26 protein-coding genes, 1 tRNA gene and 1 riboswitch are annotated in these 25,808 nt (G+C 69.2%); of the genes, 7 read left to right on the top strand and 20 right to left on the bottom strand.

Annotation, left to right across the window (positions count from 1 at the left end; all coding sequences use genetic code 11):
• Positions 1 to 19: 19 nt before the first annotated feature.
• On the bottom strand, positions 20 to 1,279 hold the full coding sequence (locus HNP44_RS06245) for a hypothetical protein (protein WP_259143730.1): 1,260 nt from the start codon (positions 1,277 to 1,279) through the stop codon (positions 20 to 22).
• A gap of 189 nt (positions 1,280 to 1,468) precedes the next feature.
• Here HNP44_RS06245 and HNP44_RS06240 point away from each other — a divergent pair, with 189 nt between their 5' ends.
• The gene (locus tag HNP44_RS06240; protein WP_259143731.1) at positions 1,469 to 1,696 is read left to right on the top strand and encodes an antitoxin; all 228 of its coding nucleotides are present in this window, start codon (positions 1,469 to 1,471) and stop codon (positions 1,694 to 1,696) included.
• Between the two features lie 64 nt (positions 1,697 to 1,760).
• Here HNP44_RS06240 and gcvP read toward each other — a convergent pair whose 3' ends face one another.
• The 9 genes from gcvP to HNP44_RS06195 all read right to left on the bottom strand — a co-directional run bounded on the left by gcvP (position 1,761) and on the right by HNP44_RS06195 (position 12,565).
• A complete protein-coding gene (gcvP, locus tag HNP44_RS06235; RefSeq protein ID WP_259143732.1) occupies positions 1,761 to 4,592 on the bottom strand; it encodes an aminomethyl-transferring glycine dehydrogenase in 2,832 nt (943 codons plus the stop codon).
• Between the two features lie 56 nt (positions 4,593 to 4,648).
• Positions 4,649 to 4,757, bottom strand: a riboswitch (glycine riboswitch).
• A 72-nt stretch (positions 4,758 to 4,829) separates the two neighbouring features.
• Complete coding sequence (locus tag HNP44_RS06230) at positions 4,830 to 5,414, bottom strand: MerR family transcriptional regulator (RefSeq protein WP_259143808.1); 585 nt, start codon at positions 5,412 to 5,414, stop codon at positions 4,830 to 4,832.
• A gap of 245 nt (positions 5,415 to 5,659) precedes the next feature.
• Positions 5,660 to 6,178, bottom strand: a complete 519-nt coding sequence (locus tag HNP44_RS06225; protein WP_259143733.1) for a bifunctional nuclease family protein — start codon at positions 6,176 to 6,178, stop codon at positions 5,660 to 5,662.
• A gap of 83 nt (positions 6,179 to 6,261) precedes the next feature.
• Positions 6,262 to 6,996, bottom strand: coding sequence for a transcriptional regulator FtsR (gene ftsR, locus HNP44_RS06220; RefSeq protein WP_445515051.1), 735 nt, complete (start codon positions 6,994 to 6,996; stop codon positions 6,262 to 6,264).
• A 5-nt stretch (positions 6,997 to 7,001) separates the two neighbouring features.
• The gene (gene odhI, locus HNP44_RS06215; protein WP_259143734.1) at positions 7,002 to 7,442 is read right to left on the bottom strand and encodes an oxoglutarate dehydrogenase inhibitor Odhl; all 441 of its coding nucleotides are present in this window, start codon (positions 7,440 to 7,442) and stop codon (positions 7,002 to 7,004) included.
• Between the two features lie 137 nt (positions 7,443 to 7,579).
• Positions 7,580 to 7,984: a glycine cleavage system protein GcvH gene (gene gcvH, locus HNP44_RS06210; RefSeq protein ID WP_224647836.1), complete on the bottom strand. Its 405-nt coding sequence runs from the start codon at positions 7,982 to 7,984 to the stop codon at positions 7,580 to 7,582.
• Between the two features lie 89 nt (positions 7,985 to 8,073).
• Entirely contained in the window at positions 8,074 to 8,628 is a 555-nt protein-coding gene (locus tag HNP44_RS06205; protein ID WP_259143810.1) for a CDP-alcohol phosphatidyltransferase family protein, read from the bottom strand.
• Between the two features lie 79 nt (positions 8,629 to 8,707).
• Positions 8,708 to 11,014, bottom strand: coding sequence for an accessory Sec system translocase SecA2 (gene secA2 / locus HNP44_RS06200; RefSeq protein WP_259143735.1), 2,307 nt, complete (start codon positions 11,012 to 11,014; stop codon positions 8,708 to 8,710).
• A 69-nt stretch (positions 11,015 to 11,083) separates the two neighbouring features.
• Positions 11,084 to 12,565: a M28 family peptidase gene (locus tag HNP44_RS06195; protein ID WP_259143737.1), complete on the bottom strand. Its 1,482-nt coding sequence runs from the start codon at positions 12,563 to 12,565 to the stop codon at positions 11,084 to 11,086.
• A gap of 38 nt (positions 12,566 to 12,603) precedes the next feature.
• Here HNP44_RS06195 and HNP44_RS06190 point away from each other — a divergent pair, with 38 nt between their 5' ends.
• The gene (locus tag HNP44_RS06190) at positions 12,604 to 13,065 is read left to right on the top strand and encodes an OsmC family protein (RefSeq protein WP_259143739.1); all 462 of its coding nucleotides are present in this window, start codon (positions 12,604 to 12,606) and stop codon (positions 13,063 to 13,065) included.
• Between the two features lie 7 nt (positions 13,066 to 13,072).
• On the opposite strand, the gene HNP44_RS06185 is transcribed toward HNP44_RS06190, so the two are convergent.
• A complete protein-coding gene (locus HNP44_RS06185; protein WP_259143741.1) occupies positions 13,073 to 13,906 on the bottom strand; it encodes an alpha/beta fold hydrolase in 834 nt (277 codons plus the stop codon).
• A 53-nt stretch (positions 13,907 to 13,959) separates the two neighbouring features.
• Here HNP44_RS06185 and HNP44_RS06180 point away from each other — a divergent pair, with 53 nt between their 5' ends.
• Positions 13,960 to 14,529, top strand: coding sequence for a maleylpyruvate isomerase N-terminal domain-containing protein (locus HNP44_RS06180; protein WP_259256857.1), 570 nt, complete (start codon positions 13,960 to 13,962; stop codon positions 14,527 to 14,529).
• A 37-nt stretch (positions 14,530 to 14,566) separates the two neighbouring features.
• Here the strand turns inward: HNP44_RS06180 and HNP44_RS06175 are convergent, their stop codons facing one another.
• A complete protein-coding gene (locus tag HNP44_RS06175) occupies positions 14,567 to 15,238 on the bottom strand; it encodes an LpqN/LpqT family lipoprotein (protein ID WP_259143745.1) in 672 nt (223 codons plus the stop codon).
• Positions 15,239 to 15,290: 52 nt separating this feature from the next.
• Positions 15,291 to 15,731 carry a nitroreductase family deazaflavin-dependent oxidoreductase gene (locus HNP44_RS06170; RefSeq protein ID WP_259256856.1) on the bottom strand — a complete coding sequence of 147 codons (441 nt, stop codon included), beginning with the start codon at positions 15,729 to 15,731 and terminating at the stop codon, positions 15,291 to 15,293.
• A gap of 61 nt (positions 15,732 to 15,792) precedes the next feature.
• Between HNP44_RS06170 and HNP44_RS06165 the strand changes: the two genes are divergently transcribed.
• On the top strand, positions 15,793 to 16,404 hold the full coding sequence (locus HNP44_RS06165) for a DJ-1/PfpI family protein (RefSeq protein ID WP_259143747.1): 612 nt from the start codon (positions 15,793 to 15,795) through the stop codon (positions 16,402 to 16,404).
• Between the two features lie 583 nt (positions 16,405 to 16,987).
• On the opposite strand, the gene HNP44_RS06160 is transcribed toward HNP44_RS06165, so the two are convergent.
• The 4 genes from HNP44_RS06160 to HNP44_RS06145 all read right to left on the bottom strand — a co-directional run bounded on the left by HNP44_RS06160 (position 16,988) and on the right by HNP44_RS06145 (position 20,519).
• A complete protein-coding gene (locus HNP44_RS06160; protein ID WP_259143748.1) occupies positions 16,988 to 18,343 on the bottom strand; it encodes an ApeA N-terminal domain 1-containing protein in 1,356 nt (451 codons plus the stop codon).
• A 711-nt stretch (positions 18,344 to 19,054) separates the two neighbouring features.
• Entirely contained in the window at positions 19,055 to 19,633 is a 579-nt protein-coding gene (locus tag HNP44_RS06155) for a hypothetical protein (protein WP_259143749.1), read from the bottom strand.
• Positions 19,634 to 19,899: 266 nt separating this feature from the next.
• Positions 19,900 to 19,973 (bottom strand) — tRNA-Pro (locus tag HNP44_RS06150).
• Between the two features lie 72 nt (positions 19,974 to 20,045).
• Positions 20,046 to 20,519: a hypothetical protein gene (locus HNP44_RS06145; protein ID WP_259143750.1), complete on the bottom strand. Its 474-nt coding sequence runs from the start codon at positions 20,517 to 20,519 to the stop codon at positions 20,046 to 20,048.
• A 69-nt stretch (positions 20,520 to 20,588) separates the two neighbouring features.
• Here HNP44_RS06145 and HNP44_RS06140 point away from each other — a divergent pair, with 69 nt between their 5' ends.
• Together HNP44_RS06140 and HNP44_RS06135 are read left to right on the top strand one after the other, a co-directional pair.
• Complete coding sequence (locus tag HNP44_RS06140; RefSeq protein ID WP_259143752.1) at positions 20,589 to 21,650, top strand: PQQ-dependent sugar dehydrogenase; 1,062 nt, start codon at positions 20,589 to 20,591, stop codon at positions 21,648 to 21,650.
• Positions 21,651 to 21,689: 39 nt separating this feature from the next.
• Positions 21,690 to 22,145 carry a hypothetical protein gene (locus HNP44_RS06135; protein WP_259143753.1) on the top strand — a complete coding sequence of 152 codons (456 nt, stop codon included), beginning with the start codon at positions 21,690 to 21,692 and terminating at the stop codon, positions 22,143 to 22,145.
• Between the two features lie 9 nt (positions 22,146 to 22,154).
• Here HNP44_RS06135 and HNP44_RS06130 read toward each other — a convergent pair whose 3' ends face one another.
• The 3 genes from HNP44_RS06130 to HNP44_RS06120 form a co-directional block, all read right to left on the bottom strand.
• Positions 22,155 to 22,889, bottom strand: coding sequence for a tyrosine-protein phosphatase (locus tag HNP44_RS06130; RefSeq protein ID WP_259143755.1), 735 nt, complete (start codon positions 22,887 to 22,889; stop codon positions 22,155 to 22,157).
• A 46-nt stretch (positions 22,890 to 22,935) separates the two neighbouring features.
• Positions 22,936 to 23,409, bottom strand: coding sequence for a hypothetical protein (locus HNP44_RS06125; RefSeq protein WP_259143757.1), 474 nt, complete (start codon positions 23,407 to 23,409; stop codon positions 22,936 to 22,938).
• 68 nt (positions 23,410 to 23,477) lie between these two features.
• Positions 23,478 to 24,857 (bottom strand): DUF2252 domain-containing protein, encoded by a 1,380-nt coding sequence (locus HNP44_RS06120; protein WP_259143759.1) that lies wholly within the window; start codon positions 24,855 to 24,857, stop codon positions 23,478 to 23,480.
• A gap of 109 nt (positions 24,858 to 24,966) precedes the next feature.
• Here HNP44_RS06120 and HNP44_RS06115 point away from each other — a divergent pair, with 109 nt between their 5' ends.
• Complete coding sequence (locus HNP44_RS06115; protein WP_259143760.1) at positions 24,967 to 25,755, top strand: siderophore-interacting protein; 789 nt, start codon at positions 24,967 to 24,969, stop codon at positions 25,753 to 25,755.
• Positions 25,756 to 25,808: the final 53 nt, after the last annotated feature.

Below are 25,808 nucleotides of genomic sequence, written 5' to 3'. Positions count from 1 at the left end.
TGATCGAACAGATCGCCGTTCAGCCGTACCTCCGCGAGAGGTACGCCGCGAGGTCGCCGCGCACGCGCGCGAGCCGGGTGTCGTCCGCTACCGGTAGATACCAGGCATAGCGCAGTTCCTCGAGCTCTCGGGCGTGATCGAAGTCGAACTCGATCCGATGCAGACGTCTGGATTCCTCCACCTCCGAACCGTTCACCACCGCCCGGTACGCGGCACCCTCGAGCGCGTCGATCTCGACCTCCTGCGGGGTGCGCGCGTACCCGATCTCCTGCGCGGCCCGATCGAGGATCGGGAGCAACTCCGAGCGCGACTCGTCAGCGGACGCCATGGCGAGCTCGGCCCAGGCCTGCCCCGCGCCCGGCAGATCGGCGATGACCAGAGCCGCGAGCCGCGGCACATCGGCCGAGGAGATCACACCGGTGCGATAGCCGCTGATCAGGTCGACGGCCCTCCCGGTCGGCCCCGTGAATCGGCGGTGCACGCCCTCGCTCAGCGGAATCGCATAGGTCGAATCGAAGCGACTCCGCAGCAACTCCCGAAGTCCACTGACGCGCGCAGCACGGAAACCGATGTCCTCGAACGTCGTCCGCGGCTCGACGGTCTCACCGAGCACCTCGAGAACGTCGCGCCGCAGCCGCGGGTCGTCGCTGCACAAGGCCCAGTAGACGAGGCGCTCGACGACCTCGTCGCACTCCTCCTGGTCCGAGGGTGCGTAGCCGATCTCCCTCGCCGCGCGGTCGACGGCGTCGTCCAGCCCCTCGCCGCCCTGCCACCGCGCCAGCCCTGCCCAGGCGGCACCGTCGGGCAGGAGCGGCGCGAGATCCGCGGCGAGGCCGGGCACGAAGCCGGGCGCGATCAGGCCACGACGGTACGCGGCGATCACGTAGCGAGCGCGCACCGTCGGCTCCGCGAAATGACGGTGTACCGCGTCCGCAAACCCGGCAGGTAGAACGGTGGGGCGCCCCGCCACGACAGGGCGCGGCGGGCCCGGCGTCGGACGCCTGCGATGACGGAGCGCCGCGACGACGTCGGGCAGGAAGGCCACCGCGCCGACGACGGTGCCGGACAGCGCGCCGCGAACGAAGGTCGGCCGATGCGGCCAAAGCTGATTCGCGATGAGCGTGACGACGACGAGCACTGCGAGCGCTGCCACGCCCCCGAGGACCCGATCCGGCCAGGTCCGGGCCGTCGGACACCGCCGCTCCAGCCGGGCGGCGCCCGGGATCAACACCGCGAGCGCGACCATCCACCCCGCGACAAACGCGATCCAGTAGCTCACGATTACAAATTTACCTAACTGAACAGCATGTGTCATCGCAATCGGCCAGCACCGGCTGGAATCGGTACGAGCGAGACCTCGGCAGCACCCCCGATCTCGGTTACGGTGAACGAGGAGCACAGGCGCGGGATGTCGCGGCGAAGCAGACGGCGACGGCGACCGCGGACGAGTCCACCGGAAGGTTGCACCATGGCGCTTCTCGACAAGATCAAGGAACTGCTCGGCAAGAACCCCGACCAGGTCAACAAGGTGATCGACAAGGCGGGCAGTGCGGCGAAGGGCAAGTTCGCCGGGCACGAGGACACGATCGACCAGGCGGTGAACAAGGTCAAGGACGTGACCGGCGGCGGCACGACGCCGCCTGCCGGCGGCGCGGCTCCGACCCCCGACACCCCGCCCCCGAACCCCCAGGGCTGACACCGACCCCACGAACAGCCGTGCCCACCCCCGCGAGCGGGGGTGGGCACGGTCGGCTTCGGGACTACTCCGCGAAGGCCTCGATCGGCGGGCAGGAGCAGACCAGGTTGCGGTCGCCGTAGACGCCGTCGATGCGGCGGACCGACGGCCACACCTTGGCGCGCGCGCCGCCGGACGGCAGGCCCTGGGGGTAGACGGCGACCTCGCGCGAGTAGGGGTGATCCCACTCGGTGACCAGGCACTCCGCCGTGTGCGGGGCGCCGCGCAGCGGGTTGTCGTCCACCGGCCACTCTCCCGAGGCGACCCGTGAGATCTCCGCGCGGATGGCGATCATTGCGTCGCAGAACTCGTCGATCTCGCCGAGCGACTCACTCTCCGTCGGCTCCACCATGAGCGTGCCCGCGACGGGGAAGCTCATCGTCGGCGCGTGGAAACCGTAGTCGGCCAGGCGCTTCGCGACGTCGTCGATGGAGACGCCGGTCTCCTTCGAGATGCCGCGAACGTCGAGGATGCACTCGTGGGCCACGCGGCCGTTCTCGCCCGTGTAGAGCACCGGGAACGAGTCGTTCAGCCGCGCGGCGATGTAGTTCGCGGAGGCGATCGCAGTGAGCGTCGCGGTGCGCAGGCCCGAGGCGCCCATCATCCGGATGTACGCCCACGTGATGGGGAGGATCGAGGCGCTGCCGAACGGTGCGGCTGAGATCGTCGGGCCGTTCCCGAGCGAGGGCTCGAGCGGGTGCCCGGGCAGGAAGGGCGCGAGGTGGCTGCGCACGCCGATCGGACCGACGCCGGGGCCGCCGCCGCCGTGCGGGATGCAAAAGGTCTTGTGCAGGTTCAGGTGCGAGACGTCGCCGCCGAACTTGCCGGGCCGGGCCAGCCCGACCAGCGCGTTCATGTTGGCACCGTCGACGTAGACCTGACCGCCCGCCTCGTGCACCGCCGCGCAGATCTCCCGCACCTCATGCTCGTACACGCCGTGCGTGGACGGGTAGGTGATCATGATCGCCGCCAGTTCATCGGCGTGCTTGGCGATCTTCTCCTTCAGGTCCGCGGTGTCCACATCACCGGACTCCCGCGAGGCCACCACGACGACGCGCAGGCCCGCCATGACGGCCGACGCGGCGTTCGTCCCGTGCGCGGACGACGGGATCAGGCAGACGGTGCGGTGCGCGTCCCCGCGCGAGAGGTGGTAGTTGCGGATCGCGAGGAGGCCCGCGTATTCGCCCTGCGAGCCGGCGTTCGGCTGCAGCGAGACGCTGTCGTAGCCGGTGATCGCGACCAGCCACTCCTCCAGCTGACTGATCAGCGCGCGGATGCCCTCGGTGTCCGCGGCCGGTGCGAACGGGTGCAGCCGCGAGAACTCGGGCCACGTGATGGACTCCATCTCGGCGGTCGCGTTGAGCTTCATCGTGCACGAGCCCAGCGGGATCATCGAGCGGTCCAGCGCGATGTCTTTGTCGGAGAGCTTGCGAAGGTAGCGCAGCATCGCCGTCTCGGTGCGGTACGCATGGAACGCCGGGTGGGTCAGGAACTCAGAGGTTCGGTTCTCGATGTCCGACGGTGCCACCTGAACCGGGCTCGCATCGAACGCCGCGAGGACGGCAGCGACGTCGGCCTCGGTCGAGGTCTCGTCGAAGGCGACGGAGATGTGGTCGTCGTCCACGCGCCACAGGTTGTAGCCGGCGGCCTTAGCTGCGGCGAGCACGTCGTCGGCGCGGCCGGGAACGTTGACGAGCACGGTGTCGAAGAACTCGGCGTGCACCACTGCATCGCCCAGCGCCGCGGCGAGGGCGGAGGCGCGCGCGTGCACGCGACGTGCGATCGCCCTCAGGCCGTCGGGGCCGTGGTAGCTGGCGTACATCGCGGCGAGCACGGCCAGCAGCACCTGCGCGGTGCAGATGTTCGACGTGGCCTTCTCGCGGCGGATGTGCTGCTCGCGGGTCTGCAGGGCGAGGCGGTAGGCGAGGTTGCCGTCGGCGTCGACGGAGACGCCGACGAGGCGGCCGGGGATCTGGCGGGCGTGCTTACTGTGCACTGCGAGGTAGCCGGCGTGCGGGCCGCCGAAGCCGAGGGGCACGCCGAAGCGCTGCGTGGTGCCGAAGCAGGCATCAGCGCCCTGCTCGCCGGGAGGCGTCAGGAGCGTCATCGCCAGGAGGTCGGCGCCGACGGCGACGAGCGCGCCACGTTCGTGGGCACCGTCGATCACGGCCTGCACGTCGGCGATGCGGCCCGACGCGCCGGGAGTCTGCAGGATGACGCCGAAGAACTCGCCCTCGGGCAGGCCGGTGGTCACGTCATGGACCAGCACCTCGATGCCCAGCGGCTCGGCGCGGGTCTCGATCACGGCGAGAGTCTGCGGGAAGACGTCACGGTCGACGACCAGCCGCGGGCTCTTCGACTTGCCGGCGCGGCGCAGCAGCGTCATGGCCTCGGCGGCGGCGGTCGCCTCGTCGAGCATGGAGCTGTTGGCGATCTCCATGCCGGTGAGGTCGGAGACCATGGTCTGGAAGTTGAGCAGGGCCTCGAGGCGGCCCTGGCTGATCTCGGGCTGGTACGGCGTGTACGCCGTGTACCAGGCCGGGTTCTCGATGATGTTGCGCAGCAGCACCGGCGGGGTCAGCGTGTCGTAGTAGCCGAGGCCGATCATGGTCCGGTCCACGGTGTTGCGGTCCGCGAGGGCACGCAGCTCGGCGAGGGCGTCGTGCTCGTCGATCGGGGCCGGCAGGGCGCCGAGGCCGTTGTCTGCCTCCGGGTCCAGGATGGCCGACGGGACCGCGGCGCGTGCCAGGTCGTCGAGGCTGTCGACGCCGATGACGCGCAGGATCTGCTCGAGCTCGCTCGCGTCGGGGCCGATATGGCGCGCGGGGAAGTTGCTCGCGGGAGTGGTGTCGGACACTGGGGACCTCCGGGCCGGGTGCCCTCTCCCTCAGTCGCCGGCGGCTCCAGAGGCGCCCAACCCACGTGGTCCTGGTGCCTGAGAGATTGACGGAGAGGTGTTGCTCCTTCGGCGCCCGTGGGCCCGTGCTCGACGGTGCCCGCTGGGCTCTCCCACGCGGTGTTGCGACGCACGAAGATTCTAACGCATTTCAGCAGGACGCCCGTACGGTGACCCGCCCGGTGCGCGGGATGCGATCTATCCGGTGGCGCGGGCGCGGTTGCGACGGCGCGAGGCCAGCTCGTCCTCGGGGGCGGCCTCGGCGGCCACGCCATCGGCGCGCTCACCGGGGAAGTCGGCGATGGTGCCGGTGAGCTCGCGCATCGCGCCGGAGACGGCGATGCCGAAGACACCCTGACCGTGCTGCAGGAGGTCGACGACCTCCTCGGCGCTGGTGCACTCGTAGACGGTGGTGCCGTCGGAGAAGAGGGTGATGCGGGCCAGGTCCTCGACACCGCGCTGGCGGAGGTGATCGACGGCGACGCGGATGTTCTGCAGTGAGATGCCCGTGTCGAGCAGGCGCTTGACGATCTTCAGGACGAGCACGTCCTTGAAGGAATACAGGCGCTGGGTGCCCGAGCCGCCCGCGCTGCGGATGGAGGGCACCACGAGCGAGGTGCGGGCCCAGTAGTCGAGCTGGCGGTAGGTGATGCCGGCGATCTGGCAGGCGCTGGGGCCGCGGTAGCCGAGCAACTCGTCCGGGATGGTGTCGTTCGGGAACAGGCCCGGGGCGATGTCGTCGAGCGAGCCCTGGGTGCCCACGGCGTTATCCGCCTGCGGCATGTTCTGCCCGGTGCCGTCCTGATCGGTCACTGCCGTCTCCCTCATGAGGTCCGTGCGCACTCCTGAGAGTACGCCTCCCGCGTGGAGGCCGTCGGTGTAATTCCCTCGGTGCCATTCCGCGGTGTTCGGCGTGAACGCTAGGGCCCGCAGGGCGACGAATCAACGCGACACACCGACACCCTCAAGTTGAAGTTGAGGTCGAGATCGAATCGTGACCTCGCGGCGACCCCGGATCCGCACCGGTGTCAAGAGTCGCCCGGCGCCTTGAAGTCGTCCGCGGAGATCGAATCGAGGAATTCCTTGAACGCCTCGACCTCCTCGTCGGCGGGCGGCTCCTCGCCGGATTCGCTTGCCTCCGTGGCGACCTCCTCGTCGGGCAGCAGGAGGCCCGCCTCGGCGAGTACCTCCTCCTCCGCGAAGATCGGGACCTCGAGCCGCACGGCCATGGCAATGGAGTCCGATGGCCGGGCCGAGACGGTCTGGTCACCGTCGAGCACGAGGTCCGCGAAGTACGTGCCCTCCTGGAGCCCCGTGATGCGCACCTCGGTAACCGAGCGTCCCAGGGTCTCGAGCAGGTCGACGATGAGGTCGTGCGTGAGTGGGCGGCGCGGCTCGACGCCCTGCAGCTTGATCGCGATCGCGGTCGCCTCGCCCTGGCCGATCCAGATGGGCAGGTACCGGAGGCCGGAGACCTCCCGCAGGAGCAGGACGGGATCGTTCTGCGGCGGGTCCATCCGGATGCCCGCGACGGTCATCTCGATCATGGTTCCAGCTTACCGGCGCGGCAGGCGGGATCCAGCGCCGACGCCCGGTTCGGGGAGTCCAGCGAGACGCTCGCGGGACGGCGTCAGCGCACCGCATCCTTCACGGCGGCCTTGACCAGCTGTGTGTGGAAGGTGACCGACAGGGCGGCCAGTTCGCGCACCAGCTCGGCCGCGCGCTCGGCGGCACCCGCGTCGCCGCCACGGGCGATGGGATTGGCGATCTGGGCGATGAGGCCGGCCTCGCGGTCGGCCGAGGTCTTGAAGGCGCGCAGATGCCGCGCCTCGAGGCCGTACTCGGCGAGGGCCTTGGCCGCCTGCACCAGCGCGACCGCGTCCTCGTCGAAGAAGCCGGCCTTGCCAGAGGTGAGCAACGCCGAGCGCTCCAACTCCCGCAGGAAGGCCTCGTCGGCTCCGGACCGGGCGAGAAGGTCGGCGCGACTGATCCTGGTCTGCCGGCGCGCCGAGAAGTCGGTGGCGGGCGCCGTCTTCGACGACACCGCCGCGAGCACGCGGGGCGCACGCGGAGCGGGGCCCTCGACGGCCTCACCCCGATCGTGCGCGTCCAGCTGCTCCTTGATGATCTTCAGCGGCAGGTAGTAGTCGCGTTGCGCGGTGAGCACGTACTTGAGCCGCTCACAATCCTTCGGCGAGAACCGCCGATATCCCGACGGGGACCGGTCGGGCGTGACCAGCCCCTCCGACTCGAGGAATCGGATCTTGGAGATGGTCACGTCCGGGAACTCGTCACGAAGACGTTCGAGGACGGCCCCGATCGACATCGCGCTCGGGGCCGCCGATTCCTGGCGTGGGGCCGTCACAGGTGTCAGCCGGCCGCCGGGACGAAGAAGACCAGGCGGAACTTGCCGATCTGGACCTCGTCGCCGTGGGCCAGCGGCGACGCGTCGACCGGCTCGCGGTTGACGTACGTGCCGTTGAGACTGCCCACGTCGACGACGGTGAAGCCGCCCTCGACGGAGCGGAACTCCGCGTGGCGACGCGACACGGTCACGTCGTCGAGGAAGATGTCGCTGTCGGGATGACGACCCGCGGAGGTGGTCTCCTGATCCAGCAGGAAGCGGGAACCCGCATTCGGGCCGCGCTTCACCACGAGCAGAGCCGCGCCGGCCGGGAGGTTGTCGAGGCCCTGGACGGGCGCATCGCTCTCGGATCCGCCGGTGGCGTCCATCTCGCGGATGATGTCGGCGCGGAACACCGAAGTGGTCTCAACGGGGGCCGATTCGTTGCCCTTGTCGTTCTCGCTCACATCGCTCCTTCGTCAGTGATTACTGCACAGGTCTGTAGTTCACGACACCTGATGGACGTACGGGTCCACGGTACCGCGCCCGGCGCCTCGGAGGCGGCCGGATTCGTCGGCTCTAAAGCCGTTCTAAGGAAAGGCGATCACGCCTCGGCGGTCAGCGCCTTGTACGCATCCGCGTCGAGCAGCTCCCCCAGGGCGGTCTCCAGGTCCTCGGGAGACGCGGCCTCGATCTCCACGATCCAGCCCTCGCCATAGGGATCCGAGTTGATCAGGTCGGGGCTCGAGTCCAGCTCGCCGTTGATCGCGACGACGGTGCCCGACAGCGGTGCGTAGATGTCGGAGACGCTCTTGGTGGACTCCACCTCGGCGAACGAATCGCCGGAGGCCACCTCGGCGTCGTCCTCGGGCAGCTGCACGAAGACCACGTCACCCAACTGATCCTGCGCGAAATCGGTGATCCCGATCCGCACCACGGTCTCGCTCTTCTTCAGCAGCCACTCGTGATCGGGGGTGTACAGCAGTTCTCCGGGGAAGCTGGCACTCAACGTGATGTCCTTTCGCGAGGGCTGAGCGGGGCCGCGCAGCGGGTTACAACTTAGTGGGCGACACGATGATTGAGCAACACAGCCCCCGGTTACCCCACCCGGGGCAGGTCACGCACCACGAGCACCGTCTGCCACCAGTAGAGCACCAGGGTCCACCAGTACATCCCCAAGCCCCAGATGAGGAACGCCCAGCCCAGCGGGTGCATGATCGCGCCGAGCATGTTGTCGAAGGTGCCGGCCAGCAGCATCGGCAGCGCGTACATCAGCGCGAAGGTCGCGGCCTTGCCGAGGTACAGCGTCGGTAGAGCGGTGATGCCGCGGCTCCGCAGGAAGGGCACCGTCCCGGCGAGTACCACCTCGCGGCCGATCAGCAGCCCTATCACCCACCACGGCAGGATCCCGCGGATGCCGAAGGCGATCGGAACTGCGATCATGTAGAGCCTGTCCGCGGCAGGATCGAGCAACTCCCCCAGTCGCGTTTGCTGGTTCAGCAACCGCGCGAGCTTGCCGTCGAGCCAATCGGTGAATCCCGAGACCATCAGCACCGCCAGCGCCCACACGTCGGCGTGCTCCACCAGCACCAGCCACAGGAACAGCGGCACGCCGAGCAGCCGGAGCGCACTCAGAGCGTTGGGCACGTTCAGCGGGCTCGGCGGCTTCCCCGGGGCCGACGGTGCGCCGTCGGCCCCGGCTGCGGACCGCCCGGGTTCGCTCACGACCGGCTCAGATCATCCCGAACATGTTCGCCATACCCTTGGTGGCGAACGGATTGTCGTGGACCATGTAGGTCCAGGTCAGGGTGTTGCGACCGAGGTCGGCACCGTCGAGGTCGATGCCGTCGTCGGTGATCTCGGCCTCCCGCAGCGTCTCCCGGGCGCGGCCCACAGCCTCGTCCGGGAGCTTGCGGAACTCCTCGATCACGAGGCGGTGGAACTCGTCGAGCGGCGACTGGCGGCCCAACGCGCGCAGGTGGATCGTGGTCTGCACCTCGGAGACGAAGGCGAGGTGCTCGGCCCAGGTGCGGTCGAGGTGGTAGAGGAAGGCCTCGCGGGCCGCCTGCTCGAGCACCTCGTCGGAGATCCCCGTCTCGCGCAGCTCGGCGAGCCGCTCCGGCTCCAGCTCGGCGAAATCCGTCAGCGGCCGATCGCTGGTGAGCAGCGTGTGCCGCCGCGCCATCACGAGGTCGCGCTGCTGGTTGACGAGCTGGTTGTAGCGCCAGGTGTTGGCGTGGGTCTCGAGCATCCCGCCCTCGGCGACGCGTTGCGCCGAGTCGAGGAGGTCGGCGGCCTTGGTTCCCGGGAACTCGCCGGTCTCGGGGTCCGCGCCGCCCGGCGGGCGCCCGCGCGGCAGGTGCCGCTCCACGATCGGGTCCTCGACGGACGCGAAGATCACCGACGTGCCGGGATCGCCCTGACGGCCGGCGCGGCCGCGCAGCTGCTGGTCCAGGCGCTCGGTGTCGTGCAGGCCGGTGCCCACGACGGCGAGGCCGCCGAGCTCGGCCACCTCGTCGTGCTCCGGGCTCTCGTCGCCGGCGTCATGGCCGCCGAGCTTGATGTCGGTGCCGCGACCCGCCATCTGCGTCGAGACGGTGACCGCCCCCTTGGTGCCGGCATCGGCGATGATTCGCGCCTCGTCGGCGTCGTTCTTGGCGTTGAGCACCGTCGCGATCACGCCCGAGATCTTGAGCATGTGCGCGAGTTCTTCGGACTCGGCCACGTCGTGCGTGCCGATGAGCACCGGCTGGCCGGTCTCGTGCACCTCGCGCACGTAGTCGACGATGCCCGCGACCTTGTTGCCCTTGTTGTCGTAGACCCGCATGGGCTGGTCGACGCGGACGGTCGGGGTGTTCGGCGGGATCTGCGAGACGCCCAGGTCGTAGAACTGGCGCAGCTGCTCGCCGGCCGCGATCGCGGTGCCGGTCATGCCGCACACCAGGGCGTAGCGCTGCAGCAGCGCCTGCACCGTGATCGTGTCGATCACCTCGCCGGAGTCGGTCTGCGACAGGCCCTCCTTGGCCTCGACCGCCGCCTGCAGGCCGTCGGGCCAGCGCTGCAGCTCGGCGACGCGGCCGCGGGAGGAGTTGATGAGCTTCACCTGGCCGTCGCGCACGATGTAGTGCACGTCGCGCTCGACGAGCGAGTAGGCGTGTAGCGCGATGTTGACCTGCGGCAGTGTCGACGCGACGTGCGCGTCGGAGTACAGGTCGATGCCGCCGAGCTCCTCCTCGACCAGCTTCGCGCCGTCGTCGGTGAGGAAGGCGGACTTGCCGTCGGAATCGATCTCGAAGTGCTTGCCTTCACGCAGCCGGGCCACGACCTCCATGATCGCCGCCTGCGGCACGTCGCCCTTGACGGAACCTGCCAGCACCAGCGGTATCAGGGCCTCGTCGACCAGCACCGAGTCGGCCTCGTCGACGATCGCCACGTCCGGCTTCGGGGACAGCAGGTCCTCGGCGCGGGTGGCGAGTTGGTCGCGGAGCACGTCGAAGCCGATCTCGTTGACCGAGCCGTAGACGACGTCCTTGGCGTAGGCCTCACGCCGCTCCTCGCGGGTGGACGACTCGGCGACGTAGCCGACAGTGACGTCGAGCAGGTCGAAGAAGGGCGTCATCCACTCCGCGTCGCGCCGGGCGAGGTAGTCGTTCGGCGAGATCACGTGCACGGAACGGCCGGCGAGCGCCATGCCCGCGGCGGCGACGGCCCCGGCGAGGGTCTTGCCCTCGCCGGTGGCCATCTCGATGACGTCGCCCTCGAGAAGCCGGTCGGCGCCCTGCAGCTGGACGTCGAAGGGCCGCAGCCCGAGCGCGCGGTCGGCGCCCTCGCGGGCGATCGCGATGAACTTCGCGCGATCGTCCGACTTGGCGGCGTAGACGTCCAGCGCCAGCGCGGCGTCGGGGAACTCGTCGTCGGAGAGTCCCTGCGCCCACTCGTCGAATGCGGCGGACTGCTCGATCAGCGCGACGGACCGGGTCTGGTTCCGTGTGCTCTGCGCGCCGAGCACCTTCCACATCTTGTTGCTGAACCTGCCCACCGGACCTCCGCACTGACATCACGCACTGTGAATCACTCGACCGCTTGCGCAGTCGAGACTACCGGTGCATCAGAGCGCCGCGAAGTACGCCGTGGAGAAGCCGACCGAACCGAGCGAGATGCGGTACATCTCCCGGTTGACGTTCTCGATCGTGTCGCGCGGACTGTGGTAGTTCGGGTCGAAGATGTCTCCGGCCGTGCCGCCCCACTGCCGCTGCTGCTCCGCGGTCTTCTCGCCGTCCGCGCCGGTATCCATGCCGCCCGAGGCGATGCCGACCTCCTTGAAGGGGCCGTAGTCCGAGCGGCCGTCGAAGGCGGAGGCCTCGACCGGCACGCCCCGCCAAGCGAAGTAGTTGCGGAAGACCTGCTCGATCACGCCCGATCCGGCCGGGCCGGCACCACCGTCGAGCTTGGACGAGCCGTCGCCGTCAAAGGTGAAGTAGCCGCCGTTGGGCGAGCCGAGCATGTCGAAATTGAGGTAGCGCTTGATCTTCGACGCCTGCTCCTCGCTCAGCTCTTTGACGTAGTGCTCCGAGCCGACCAAGCCCTCCTCCTCGGCACCCCACAACGCGAAGCGGACCTTGTTCTTGACATCGGCGCCCGCGCCGAGCTTGGCGGCGGTCTCCAGGACCGCGGCCGAGCCCGAACCGTTGTCGTTGATGCCGGGCCCCTCGGTGACGCTGTCGAGGTGCGCGCCGACCATCTGCACGTTCGCGTCGTCGCCCTTCGCGGTCTCCGCGATGATGTTCCAGGTCTTCGCCTTCTGGGTCTTGGCTTCGACGGTGAGCGTGATGTCCTGGCCGTCGGTGATCGGTGCGTCCTGGGCGACGCCGACGACGGCGATCGAGGCACCGTCGTCGAGGCCCAGTGTGCCGCCCTTCCAGTCCCCTGCCTGGTTGTTGGTGATGACGAGGGCCTTCGCGCCCTTCGCAGCGGCGGCCTTGTACTTCTCGCCGAAGGTGCACGTGCCGCGCTGCACGACCGCGATCGAGCCCGCGGTGACCTTGGCGAGGTCGGCGTCGCTGCAGCCCTTCGTAGCGGTGACCACGGCCTTGGCGGTGACGGTGCCCTCAGTGGCGCCGGAGAACGAGAGGGCCGCGGCCTTCACGGGGGCGCCCCCGGCCTGCACGTCGACCTTGGACGCGGACCAGACGGCCGTCGAGAACTCCTGGCGCTGCGGGGTGTAGCCGGCGTCGCGGAGAACCTTCTCGGCGTACTCGACGCTCTGCTCGTAGCCCGGCGAGCCGAGTGCACGGTTGCCGCCGTTGCGGTTCGCGATGTCCTGGAAGGCCTCGAGGTGCTTGATAGCGCCGTCGAGGGTGACCGCATCGGCGAGCGCGCGCGCCTTCTCGGTAGCGCCGGCGTCGTCGGCCGCGCCGGGAGGCGCGGGGCGGTCGACGCTGCTGGGGGCGGACTTCGACGACGAGCCGGCGGCCGTGCTCGACGACGCCGCGCCGTCGCCCGACGTGCCACAGCCCGCCGCGACGAGGCTCACGGCCGCCAGCACGCTGGCGACCCGGACGGTGGTGGACTTCTTTCGCCTGTGCAACATGCTCCCCATTAGATACACAACAGGGGGACGATTGCGGGGTGAACGAGCACACTTTTTCCGTCGAAGTCGAATGGTCCTCGGCCGAGGGCACGACCGACTACCGCTCCTACCAGCGGGAACACCGGCTCAGCTCCGCGGCGGCGGCCTCGATCACCGCCTCGGCGGACCCGCACTTCCGCGGCGACCCCGCTCTCTGGAACCCCGAGCAGTTGCTCGTCGCGGCAGCCGCGAACTGCCACATGCTCTCCTACCTGGCGCTGTGCGCACTGCGGGGCGTCGTGGTGGTCGACTACGTGGATGCGGCCGTCGGCACCATGGTCGAGAGGCCCGGCGCCGGTGGGCGGTTCACCTCCATCGACCTGCGGCCGCGGGTGGTCCTCGCGCCGGGCGCCGACGCCGAGGTGGCGCGGGCGTTGCACCACGAGGCCGGCGAGCAGTGTTACATCGCGGCGTCGCTCAGTTGTCCGGTGACGCACGCCCCGGAGATCATCCCCGGATAGGCCGACCTCAGGTCGCGTCCAGGTGCTCGAGCAGCATCGTGGTGATCGCCTCGGGCGCCTGCTCGGGCGCCCAGTGCGAGACGTCCTCGAGCATCTCGAACCGGTACGGCCCGCCGCAGTGCGCGGCTGTTCCGAGGGCGGCGACGTCGCCGAATGCCACGTCCTCGGTCGGCCAGACGTACAGGACCGGGGTGTCGACGGTGCCGAGCGCCGCCGGCGGTCGGCCGCTGCGGTACCAGTTCAGCGCGGCCGTGAGGGCACCCGGCTCCTGCAGGCGCTGGACGTAGTCGTCGACGGAATCGCGCGGCACGTCGCGCCCGAAGATCTGCCGCAGCGCGCGGGCGTCGTCGGCGAGCATGGCGTTCTCCGTGGCCGGGATGGCGCGCCACTCCGTCATGTAGCGGGAACGGCTGGCCTGGTCCTCGTCCGTCTTCACAGCGACGGCGAGGGCGGCCGGGTGGGGCGTGGAGACGACGGCGAGCGACCGCAGCCGGTCCGGGTGCTCGGTGGCGGTCCACCAGGCCACCGCGCCGCCCCAGTCGTGCCCGACGAGGTCGAACCGCTCCCAACCGAGGGCGTCGGCGATCGCCACCACGTCGCCGATCAGCTCGGAGAGCCCGTACTCGGCCGGCCGTTCGGGCCGCACACCCGGCGAGTAGCCGCGCTGATCGACGGCGACGGCCCGGAATCCGCGCTCCCCCAACACCGCGACCTGATACCGCCAGGCGATGGCGGCCTCCGGGAAGCCGTGCAGCAACAGCACCGGTCGCCCGTCCTCGGGGCCGGCGGCGATCGCGTCGAAGGAGCCCGCGGCGGTGGGGATGCTCAGGTGTTCGGTCACGGATGTTCACGGTAGGCCACGCGCCTGTCGGTGGCCCGTGCCAGAGTGGCGCCATGACCGAACTCAGCACGCTCTCCCCCGCCGATCGGCACCGCGCCGCGGCGGCCACCTTCGCCGGTGTCGCCGGCGCGATCACCGACTGGGACGCGCAGACGCCCGTCCCCGAGTGGAAGGCCCGCGAGGTGGTCGGCCACCTCGTCGAGTGGCTGCCCGGGTTCCTCGCGATGAATGGCGTGGAACTGCCCGGCGCCCCCTCGGACGCGGCGGAGCCCGCGGCCGCCTTCGGCCAGCTGACCGAGGCGGTACAGGCCCTGCTCGACGCCCCGGACGCGTCGCGGGTGCTCACCACACAGATGTTCGGGGAGAAGCCGCTGGATGCTCTGGTCGACCAGTTCTACACCGCGGACGTCTTCATGCACTCCTGGGACCTGGGCCGCTCGAACGGCATCACCCCGGATCTCGATCCGGCGTTCGCGAAGGCGCTGCACGGCGGGCTCGAGTCGATGGGGCCGATGCTGGAGGAGTCGGGGCAGTTCGGCGCCCCGATCCCCGTCCCGGCCGGGACCGATGAGGTGACCTCGCTGATGGCCTTCATCGGCCGGGATCCGGCGTTCGGCGAGTGACAGTGGGTGGCGCCGCGCCCGGCGCCACGCCGGGTCGTCACTTCGTGATCTGCAGCCCCGTCAGGATCGCCTGCGAGTCGCGCCGGTAGATCGGATCGTCGGGCATCTTGGACTGCACGGTGATGGTGACCGACCACAGGGTTACACCGTCGGGGATGGAGACCGCGAGTGTGGTCGATTTATGGTTCGGCGTGCTACCGGGCATCGTGTACGTGACGATGGTACTCGGGTAGCCGCAGAGGCTACCCGGCACGGGCTGCAGGCCCGTGACCTTGAGGCCCTGGCGCAGCGAGTCCACCTGGGAGTCCAGCGCCTGCTGGGCGGTCATGCCCTTGGCGTTCTCCAGCGTGATCACCGCGTTCGCGGCGAAGGCGTCGCTGACCAGGTCCTTGTTGACGATGGCGCCGCGGATCACGTCGGAGTCCTGGGAGGTCTCCCTCTCCCATCCGGTCGGCTGCGGCAAGCCGAGCGTGGGCTCCCCCGCCGCCTTCGTCGGCAGCGTCAGCACCCGGCCGGATACCGGCGCGCACTCACCGGGCCTTGCCGCTGCCGAGGTGGCCGATGTCGCTGCTGCCGTCGCCGTCGCGGAGGATGTGCCCGCCGCGACCGGCTCGCCGCCCGTCGACTGGGAGCACCCGGTGACGCCGAGGACCACGACCGCGGGCACCGCGAACGCAGTGGCGAACTTCTTCACACGCTGATTCGTCATGTCCGGAACGGTAGCCCGCGCCTCGAATCGATACGGGTGAATCGGCGATGCGTCAGCGCGGGGTCAGAACCACCACGGGGATGTCGCGGTCGGTGCGTTTCTGATAGCCCTCATAGCCGCTGTAGGCCTTGGTGATCTGCGGCCAGATCTGCGACTTCTCGCCCGGGTCGGCGGCCTTGGCGGTCCACGGGCTCGTGACCTCGTCGACGGTGATCTCCACGTCGGGATTCGCCGCCAGATTCTTGAACCAGTCCGGGTTGTCCGAGTGCCCGCCCTTGGACGCGACCACCACGACGCGGTCGGGCCCGTAGATCGGCGCCGTGAGCATCGTCGAGCGACGCTGCCCGGACTTCCTGCCGATGGTGTGCAGTTCCAGAGTCTGCATGCCGAGCACGCGCTTCGGGAAGCGGCCGCCCGTGATCGCGAGCAGGGCGCGGTGCCCGTTCTCGAGACCCCACGCGCCGAGCTCGGTGACCTTGTCGGAAAGACTCATGGGGTCATCATGCCCGGTCGGCCCTCGGGGCGCCCGCCTGTGGTTCCCGTACCGTCGGGTCATGGCCCCGCGCTCCGTGCAGATCGTCCTGTTCGACGGCTTCGAGCTGCTCGACGTCTTCGGCCCCGTCGAGTTGTTCGGCCTGCTGCCGGAGCACTTCTCGGTCACCTTCCTCGCCCCCGGCGACGCTCCCGTGCCCAGCTCGCAGGGCGTGACCGTCAACGCCGACCACACCTACGCCGCGGCGCCCGCGCCGGACATCATCCTGGTCCCGGGCGGCCTCGCCACGCGCGAGATCATCACCGACGGTGCCTTCCTCGCCTGGCTGCGCGACCACGGCACGGCCGCCCGGCTGGTGACGTCCGTCTGCACGGGCTCCGCGCTGCTCGCGGCGGCGGGCTTGCTCGAGGGCTACCGCGCGACGTCGAACAAGTACGCCTTCCGCTGGGTCGAGACCTTCGGCAGCACCGTCGAGTGGGTGCCGCACGCTCGCTGGGTCGAGGACCGCGACCGCTGGACCTCGTCCGGCGTGGCAGCGGGGATGGACATGACGGTCGCCCTCATCCGAGCGCTCTGCGGCGACGAGTTCGCCGGCGTCGCCGTGACCATGGCCGAGCTCGACCACCGGACGGACTCCACGCAGGACCCGTTCGCGGCGCTGCACGGCCTATGACCGGTGCCGGTGCGCCGGCGCTCCCGCCAGCCCCGCCGCGACGTGTCCCTGCTCTACTCGAACCCAGGCGCGGCCTCCGCGTCCAATGGGAGACCGAGAAACTTTAGGACGGCTCGCGCAACCAGACCTGCGCCTGTGTCAAGGGCCGATTCGAGATAGCCACGGGCGCCGGTGACGTCACCGGAGGAGCCATCGGTCTCGTGGGCGATATCTCCAACCACGCCGTCGAGTCCGTTGCTGAACCCTCAACGGAGAGGGCTGCCCCACCAGACGCTGGCATGCCGGCTTCATGGATTCAGACGGTCTGCGGGCTGGTGCGCAGCGTCGGCGCCCGCGGTCCCACCACAGTACGGGGAGCGTTCGGCCGTGATCCAGCGGATACCGCGGGGAACCGCTCCCGCATCGTCTGCCAAAACTGTGCGAGAGGACCCACGACGCCGGTCAACTCAGTTCGACCGTCAGGACCTCTACATGGATCACCAGAGCGCAAGGACTCCGTACTCCGAACGACCACTACCGTCCCGTGCGTCGGCCAAACGCCTCGCCGGTTTACTTCTTCGGGCGGGGTCGCAACAACTGTCCGTTATCGCTTGTATAGCCTCGGGTTGCTCGCCATGAGGTCCCGAGTCCGCTCGCCTAGATGATAGAACTGGGCGGACTGACAGATCCACCTAGTGGGCGCTTTCGAGCCAGCCGCCCGGTTCAGCAGAGCACACATAAGGAGGATCCGGCCGCCCCTCATCAAAGTTGAAATCTCGTATGAGTCGTAGGACACCAGCGGGTTGTGTTTGAGTGCGGTGTAGCGGTCCCAGAACAGGCGCGCCCACTTGCACTCGTCGCCGCCGACAAACCTCCGGAACTCTGAGCCGACGCGCATGGCCAGCAATTCGGCGTAGCCCTTATTCCTGACCTTGGTCCACTTCGGCCTACTGCTCGACTCCTTTTTGCACGCTCCGACCCAGTACTCGATCGCGACTGCGATGTTCATTAGTTCGACTTCGACTGTCGTCATGCCGAATCGTCGGGCACTGGTCAACGGCCCCACCGCCCGGGGATGCGCCTCAGCCAACAGCAGCCAGCGCCGCACTCCCGGCGCCCCACCAATTGCCCCCAGGGAGAATGCCGGTCGCTCCGACTTTTCGGAGGCACGCTTTACCCCGTCGGGAACATCCATTAGGGAATTACTCCAGAGCGCACCCTTGCTTGACTCAACATCCTTTCGGAAATGAGGAACGAGCGACCCGCCGACGCACGGAACGAATGCGTCGTAGGCCAGGTTGATCAAATCTTGAAAGGCAATCACCGGTCGGATGAGCTCGTACCAAGTCCCGGGCCTCGACCTGGTGATCGTAAATGTAAGTGGCGTAGACGCGGAGAACTGATCGAACTGACGCTCACTTGCTTCCCAACTGACACCAATCTCCAAGGTCCGCCCGCCGCTTATCTTCGCAGTAACCGGAGTAACCCGCCGGACCGTGTAGGTCATCGTGTTAACCCGACCGTCTGGCTGCTTGCCGTAGTCAATGTGAGCCCCCTTCGCGCCGCTCCACATGACGAGCCCGTAGAATTGCGCAGTGATCGAGACAACTTTCGCGCTGGCTAGCTCGCCCGGATCAATCCCGACGACAAATCCTCGCGCGAGATACGAGCGCACAGAAATCTTGCTACCCCCGAGCACGCTGTTCTCGGGAACACTTCGAATGTCATAGGCAACCGTACCGCCGACCTCGGTAGCGCCGTAAACAGCCTCCGGCATAGGAGTCGCCCCAGGCTGCGGGAGTCCCTCGTCGGGTCGCTTGATAGTCCGGATGGCAAGATAGTCGTCTCGTTGCTCAGCATGCCCTTGCCACGAGATGTCTGCTCGATTGTAGGTCGTCAGGTCTAGCCAAAAATGCCCCATCGTTCCGCTGAGAGTCGCGTCGACCATCTTGTCCACCACGTAATCAAAGCATGGATCCAGGCCCTGAAGAGTGCTGATTGAAGCGCAATGTTTGGCACGTAGTCGACACAAGCGACCACGACCAGCGCATAGGCGCTGGGCAGAACATCGCGCTGACAAGATTCGAACCTGCGACTAACTGCCCTCCTTACGCCGTCGGAGTAGAGCCTGAGCCCAAACGAGACTGAACATGCTCGCGTAGCAATCGGGGCCCAGGGACGGCGTTCAGTAAGATCAGGCCGTCCAGCCCGGTACAGCCGAGTCTTGACGGGCTGGCGGCAAACCCATGGGTCGCTTGTGACCGCTCCATGCCGGGTAGCGCAACTGCGCCTGACCGCTGCAGTTTGGCCTTCAAATGCGTCCCGAGAAATCGTAGATGCGGCCACCTGGCGAGGTAAGCCGCGCTGCTCATCGACGCCTCCCCTACGCCCGCCCGTGGCACTCAAGAGGCCCGCGGCCGCGAGGCGCTCGCGCTCGGCGTCCCAGGGACGAGCGCGGCCTGGTCGATGTGCGCTAGGACGACGAGACCAACGCGTTGGCTGGGCCGAGTTCGACCGGCAGCACGCCGCGGCCGGGCAGCGACGGATCACGCTCAAGGGGCTCCGCGCCTGGCCATGCTCGCGGGGCGTCCCGCTACGCGTCTCAGCGATGTGGCACTCCAAGCTGGAGGCAGCGACGCCGGTGCGGTTCGCTCGCACCCAGGACGACGATCTACGCCGCTCCTCCACTGCAGCGTCCGGGTGACTCCTCAGCGTTCCCGCTTCGCCGTCTTCTTAGTTCGGCGCGCGCGGCCTTGTTCTGCATCCACAGCGGTAACGGTCGACTAATGCGTTGCACCGGCGCTCTGTCCCACCCGCTGGGCTCCGGCATGAGGGACTTCGGTCTGCGCGAGTACCTTTGCACGAAGTCCTTGGGAAGCCCTTCTCTTACAAAGCGATGACGCTCGTGCCTAGTCCAGCCGATAGCCTCCAGTCCCCACTTCGTCAGGGCATATCCTGGCGACAGAAACACGACGAAGGCCACCCAAAAGATGGCGTCGCCCCAGTTTGGCCAATCCACGTCGCGCAGGACTCGCAGTCTCCAATGAAGCAAGCCGAACATGCCACCATAGGTCCACCCATAACCGACAAATAGGACGAGGATCATCATCCATTCGGTGGGAACGCGATGGTACGCGGCGACTCGTTTCGACAGCCGTTCGGCCTCCGCTTGTAGCTCGCGGCGCGGCGCGTCGAGCCTCGGCAAGGTGTCCTGCTTCATCTTATCGAGCAGATCTAAGGTCTTCTGCAACTTCCAACCGTAATAGCGCCCAGGGCCTGCGAGCGCCAACGCAAGGGCAACCGCCGCGCCGACTGATGCGGCCGCTAGCGGCCCAGCGAGCAGCTCAACCAAACCACGCGATCCGTCCACCACCGGCTCAGTATGCCTCCGCCCGGTCGGCGCACCGCAAGCGCTTGGCGAGTTCTAGGCAAGCCGGAGGCTCAACCACAACCGGGACGAGCCGCCCGAGAAACAAGAAAACCTCTTCCGAACTGGTCGGAAGAGGTCTTGCGTTGTCGGGCTGACAGGATTTGAACCTGCGACCACCTGACCCCCAGTCAGGTGCGCTACCAAGCTGCGCCACAGCCCGTGGCCGCACTCGCGGTGCTGTAGGAGATTACCCCATGCCTCGCGCGGAGGAGAAATCGCCTGCACGCGGGGCTCAGCGCCGCATGTTGGCGAAGGGAAGCCGCCCGTGCTGCGCTGCGAAGGCGGCGAGCATGGAGCTCTCGGTGGGTGCGGCGTCGTCGTCCGCGGTCTCGCACCATGCGACGAGCAGGTCGCCGTGGTCTGCGAGCTGCCAGATCCGGCGGCCGCCCGAGTGCCCGACGCGCTCGCCCGCTCCGTAACGGCGGTACTCGTCGAGCCGTTTGCGCAGCCCGCGACGCCCGCGACGGCCGGCACCCGCCTTGCCGATGTACACGACCCGCTCCCCCGCGACCCAGCGCCGCTCGAGCTCGGCGACGGGCACGGTCGGATCCTTCCCTTTCCAGAGACCGGCGGGCGACACGTCCAGGAAGACGGGCGGCGCGTCGGACGGCCGCACGACCACGTAGACGCCCGGGCCGCGCGGCACGTCGGCCGAGGGCAGCTCGGTGAAGGGGATCCAGCCCGCGAATCCGGTCAGCGCGTCCACGCGCCCAGTCAAGCACCGATCGCAGTCGCAACGCCGGTGGAATCGGACGTTCCGCCCTACTGTGGACGCATGCGCACCCCGATCCGGCACCGAGGCGTTGCTGTCGCGCTGCTCGCGACGTTGGCCCTAGCGGGCTGTGGCGGCGCACCGTCGGAGACCGCGGCGCCGAGCGCGAGCGCCGGGCCCGCGCTCGACGACACGATCGCGACGGGCCTCGACGCGCCCTGGTCGATCGCCTTCACCGACGGTGCGCCGCTGGTCAGCGAACGGGATCGCGGCAGGATCGTGGAGATCGTCGACGGGAAGCCGCGCGAGGTCGGCCGGATCGACGGCGTCGCCGCGCGGGGCGAGGGCGGGCTGCTCGGGATCGCCGTCCGCGACGGCGACCTGTTCGCCTACGTCACCACCGCGACGGACAATCGGATCGTCCGGATGCCATTGCTGGGCGCGGCGGGTTCACGCTCCCTCGGTCCGGCCCGCGCGATCCTCACGGGCCTGCCCGCGGCGTCGATCCACAACGGCGGGCGTATCGCCTTCGGGCCCGACGGGATGTTGTACGCCACCGTCGGCGACGCGGGGCGGCCTTCCGACGCGCAGAACCCGCGGGAGTTCGGCGGCAAGATCCTCCGGATGACGCCGGACGGGGCGCGGCCCGCGGACAATCCGTTCCCCGATTCCCTCGTCTACAGCCTGGGACACCGGAACGCGCAGGGCCTGGCCTGGGGGCCCGACGGTGCGCTGTACGCCAGCGAGTTCGGCCAGAACACTTGGGACGAGCTCAATCTCATCCGTCCGGGCGCGAACTACGGCTGGCCGGAGGTCGAGGGCATCGGGCGACGCGAGGGCTTCGTGGACCCGCTGCAGCAGTGGTCGACGTCGTCCGCGAGCCCGAGCGGGATCGCCATCGTGGGCAACGACCTGCTCATCGCGAACCTCCGCGGTGAGCGGCTGCGGACGGTCCCGCTCGCCGCGACCGGCACGGCGACAGAGCGGTACCGCGAGAGCCTGGGCCGCCTGCGCGATGTGGTGCGCGCTCCGGACGGCTCGGCCTGGATCCTCACCAACAACACCGACGGGCGCGGCGACCCGCGCCCCGGTGACGACCGGATCGTACGGGTGACCGGACGTTAGCCCTGCTAGTCGCGGTGTACGCGCGGTACAGTGGCGTGCATGAAGCGTGCTCTCCTGGTGTCGGCGATCGTCGCCGCCTCGTTCGCGGTCGCGCTGCCCGCGGCCGCGGAACCGGCAGTGGACGCGGATCGCTACCGCGCCGACGACGGGTACGCCTTCCTCTACCGCTACGACGGAGGCAAGCGGGTGTGCACCATCGAGGCGGATCCCACCACCCTGCGGTGCGGGATCTCCGCGCCGGCGGGCACCCGGATCACGGTGAAGAACCGCACCGTCCGGCCCGAGGCCGTCGAGGTCACAGAACGCGGCTGGCGCTACCTCGACAAGCTGTCGGTCCAGGAGCGCCCCCGCGAACTTCCCGCGGGCGCCCGGCTGTCGGTGCACGGCGCCTCGTGCACCGCCCTGCGCGACGGCGGGCTGGAGTGCTCCGTCGACTCCACCGGCTTCACGCAGGACGACGGGCGCTTCTCGACCCGCGGCCGCAAGCTCGGCTAGAAGTTCGCTCTACGCTACGAGCTTCGCGCGCAGCCGGGCGATGACGGCGCCATCTATTCCGAGCCCCTCGCGCACGTACCCGTCGAAGTCGCCGTATCGGGCGTCGGCCTCATCGAAGGCCGCAGTCAGGGCCTCGGGGAAGACCCCGGCGAGCACCCGCGCGGCCTCACCGACCGCCTCACCCCGCTCGGCGGCGGCGCTGGCCGCGATCTTGTCGATCACGGCGGCGGAGTACTCATTGGTCAGCAGGTAGTCGGCCATCACGTCGTCGGGCGAGACGCCCACGATCCGCTGCACGACCGCCGCCGCCCAGCCGGTGCGGTCCTTGCCGGCGGTGCAGTGGAAGACCTGCGGACGCTCCTCGCCGGCGACCGCGCGCGCGAGCGCCGCGAACTGCGCGCGGGCGTTGTCCTCGGTGACGAACATCCGGTAGACGTCGGAGAGCAGCTCGCGGGCACCCGCGGCGTCCTTGAGCGACGTGGGATCCAGCGCTCCGAGCTCGACGTCGTCGCCGATCACGTTGAGCCGCACATACCGCGCGCCATCGGGCACGACGTCGGGCTTCGGGGTCACCTCCACCGTCATGCGGAGGTCGAAGACGTCCGCCAGGCGGGCCTCCGCGAGGCGGGCAGGGTCGATCGCGTCGGCGTCGAGGGCGCTGGACCGGAAGAGCAGGCCCCGGCGCATCCGGCCCCCGTCGGCGAGGTAGCCGTCAGTACCTGCTGCGTCACGGAAATTGTGCACGCACCGAGCCTAATCGACCGCGCCGCTCCCCCGACAGTGACGTCGCTCAGGCCAGGCGTCCGAGGCCGCGATGCGCGTCCACGGCGGGCCACCAGGCCCGGGAACCGGGGGTCGCGAGGCCGTGCGGCAGCGCGAGCGCCAGGGCGATCGGCGCGTTCACCGGGACGTCGACAGGAACTTCGACGCGAGCGGCGAGCCGCGTACCGTCGGCTCCGCGCACCAGGAGCTGCCGCATGCGGGCCCCGGCGAGCCGGGCACCGGGCCAGGCGACGTCGGCGAGCCGCGCGTGCGGCGGCAGCTGCCCCGCGACGTCGCACAGGACCACGGGGCCGGAGCGCACGAGCCGGCTGATACGGCTCACCACGACGGGGTAGGCCGACGGTCCGCCGTCGGCCAGGGAAGCCGCCGGGGTGCCGGCGATGAGGACCTCGTCGCCGTCCATCGCGGTGCCTTCGGGCCAGATCGTGGGATCGAAGGTCCGGGCGATGCCGGCGCGGGCGAGTGAGGGCAGAACCTCCATCAGAGTCACGCTTACCGGTCTACGCGGGCCGCGGCACGGGCGGAAGGTCCGGCGCCGTCAAGGTCGCGCTAAGACTCCGCGAACGCCACGTCGGCGCACGGCAGGACACCCGCCTTGACGGCGGCCTCCACTGCGGCGTAGTCCTTTTCGTTCTGGTCGGCATAGGCGGTCGCGAACGAGGCCACGGCCTCGTCGAACTCGGTGGACTTTCCCAGGTACGCGGATGCCACGGCGGATTGCGGCGACTGGGCGTGTGCGCGCGCCAGGACACCTGCGCAGGATTGGCCGTAGCGCTCGAACTGATCGTGGGTCAGCAGCTCGGTCGCCACGGACCCCTTCATGTCGCGGAACTGGCGCCAGTAGAAGTCGTGACCGCGCAACGTCGGTGTGAAGCCGAGGAACGAATCGGCGTGCGACTGCAGGATCTGCTGACCCGCCACGACTCGCCACGCCTGTGTGCCGGTAGCCGGCGCCCTGGGCGGCATGATCGACGGCCCCAACTTGCCGTAGGTCTGCAGCACAGACTGGGTCGCCTCCTTGACCTGGAGGAACAGCGTCTCGGTGGCGCCCTCAGGGGTCTCCCGCCCCAGCAGCACGATGAAGCATCGGGTACCGACACTGCCGACGCCGACGACGCGCAATGCCCAGTCGATGACGCGGAACTGCGCAAGCAGCGCGCGTGCGTCGGGGCGAAGGGTGTCGAGGTAGCGGTCGTAGACACCTTCGAAGCCCTCCACCAGCTTCGCCGGAGCGGGAATCAACGTGGGCGGATCGGCGACGATGTGTAGCTCGCCGTCGTCCCGGGTAGCGGTGATCTTCTCGACCATGCGGGCGGAGGTGCGCTTGCGCGCCTTCTTCGCGGTCTGCTGGATGAGGTCCTTGAGGGATTCGTCGCCCGACGCGGCCGTCGTCAGCGTGTCCACATCGACCGAGACGTAGTAGCGCTCAACCGCGCCGAGTCGGACGAGCTTCGCCAATGTGGTGCGGTACACCCCGACGGCGCCGGTCACCGCGCTCTTCGCCTGGTCCTCGGTGTACCCGTTCTCCCTGGCGGAGATCATCACGCTGGCGGCCAGCCGCTTGACGTCCCACTCCCACGGTGCGATCCCGGCCTCGTCGAAGTCGTTGACGTCGAATAAGAGCCGGCGCTCCGGCGAGGCGAACAGGCCGAAGTTGGAGATGTGCGCGTCGCCGCAGCTCATCACACTGAGACCGGTGTTCGCCTCCCCGGAGAGATCGTGCGCCATGAGCGCGGCCCCGCCGCGGTAGAAGGAGAACGGGGAGTGCAGCATCCGGGAGATCCGCTCCGGCACCAGCTCCTGGATCCGGGTGCTGTTCTGCTCGCGAATGATTGCGACGGGGTCGCGGCCGTCCGGAGTGAATTCCGCTTGGGCGGAACGGGACACGCGCTTGCGAAGATCCTTACCATTCGGGGCGTCGACGCTCATGGTGAAAGATGCTAGTCCCGGCGCCGCCGGTACCGGACGTTCTGAGTAGCGAACTCTCCGAGATCATTCGATTAGGCGACCCTAATTTTTGAGGCGTACGGTGGGAGTCATGACTGAATCGCGTACCGACACAGCTCCCACACGTGCTCGCCGCGCGCGGCCGACCTTCGAGGTCACGGTCGTGCGCACCGAGGCGATCGGCGACCACCTGGTCCGCGTGATCGCCGAGGGCGAGGCCCTCGCGTCGTTCGGCGATCCCGAACTCCCCGGACTGCCCAGCACGGACTCCTACGTGAAGCTCGCCTTCGGCGAAGCAACCCGCACCTACACGGTGCGGTCCTTCGACCGTGCCGAACGCCGGATCGCGATCGACTTCGTCGTCCACGGCGATGAGGGGCTGGCCGGCCCGTGGGCGCAGCGCGCGCAGCCGGGCGACGCCATCACCATCATGGGACCGGGCGGCGCCTACTCCCCCGATCCCACTGCCGCGTGGCACCTCCTGACCGGCGACCTCTCGGCGGTGCCCGCGATCGCCGCAGCACTGGAAGCACTACCGGCCGATGCCCGCGGAGCCGCGATCCTCGAGGTCGAGAGCGATGCCGACCGGATCGCGCTGACCGCACCGGCGGGCGTGGACGTGCGGTGGGCCGTGAACCCCGACGTGGCCGACGTCGACTTCCTTGCCCGCCAGGTGGCCGTCGCGGACTGGCCCGCAGATCGGGCCACGACCCATGTCTTCGCGCACGGCGAGCGCGAGTCGATCAAGGCGATCAGGAAGGTTCTTCGCGAGCTGAAGGTCCCTCGGGAGCGGCTCTCCATCTCCGGCTACTGGGCACGCGGACGGGCCGAGGACGCCTTCCAGGCGGAGAAGCGCACACCGGTCGGGCAGATCGACTAGCGCCGTTCGGAGCGGCGCGGTCCGACTCAGTGGCAACCGTCACAGTGTGCGTC

Origin of the sequence: Tsukamurella ocularis (assembly GCF_024807615.1) — a bacterium.
Taxonomy (GTDB): domain Bacteria; phylum Actinomycetota; class Actinomycetes; order Mycobacteriales; family Mycobacteriaceae; genus Tsukamurella; species Tsukamurella ocularis.
This window is presented reverse-complemented; position numbering and strand designations above follow the sequence as displayed.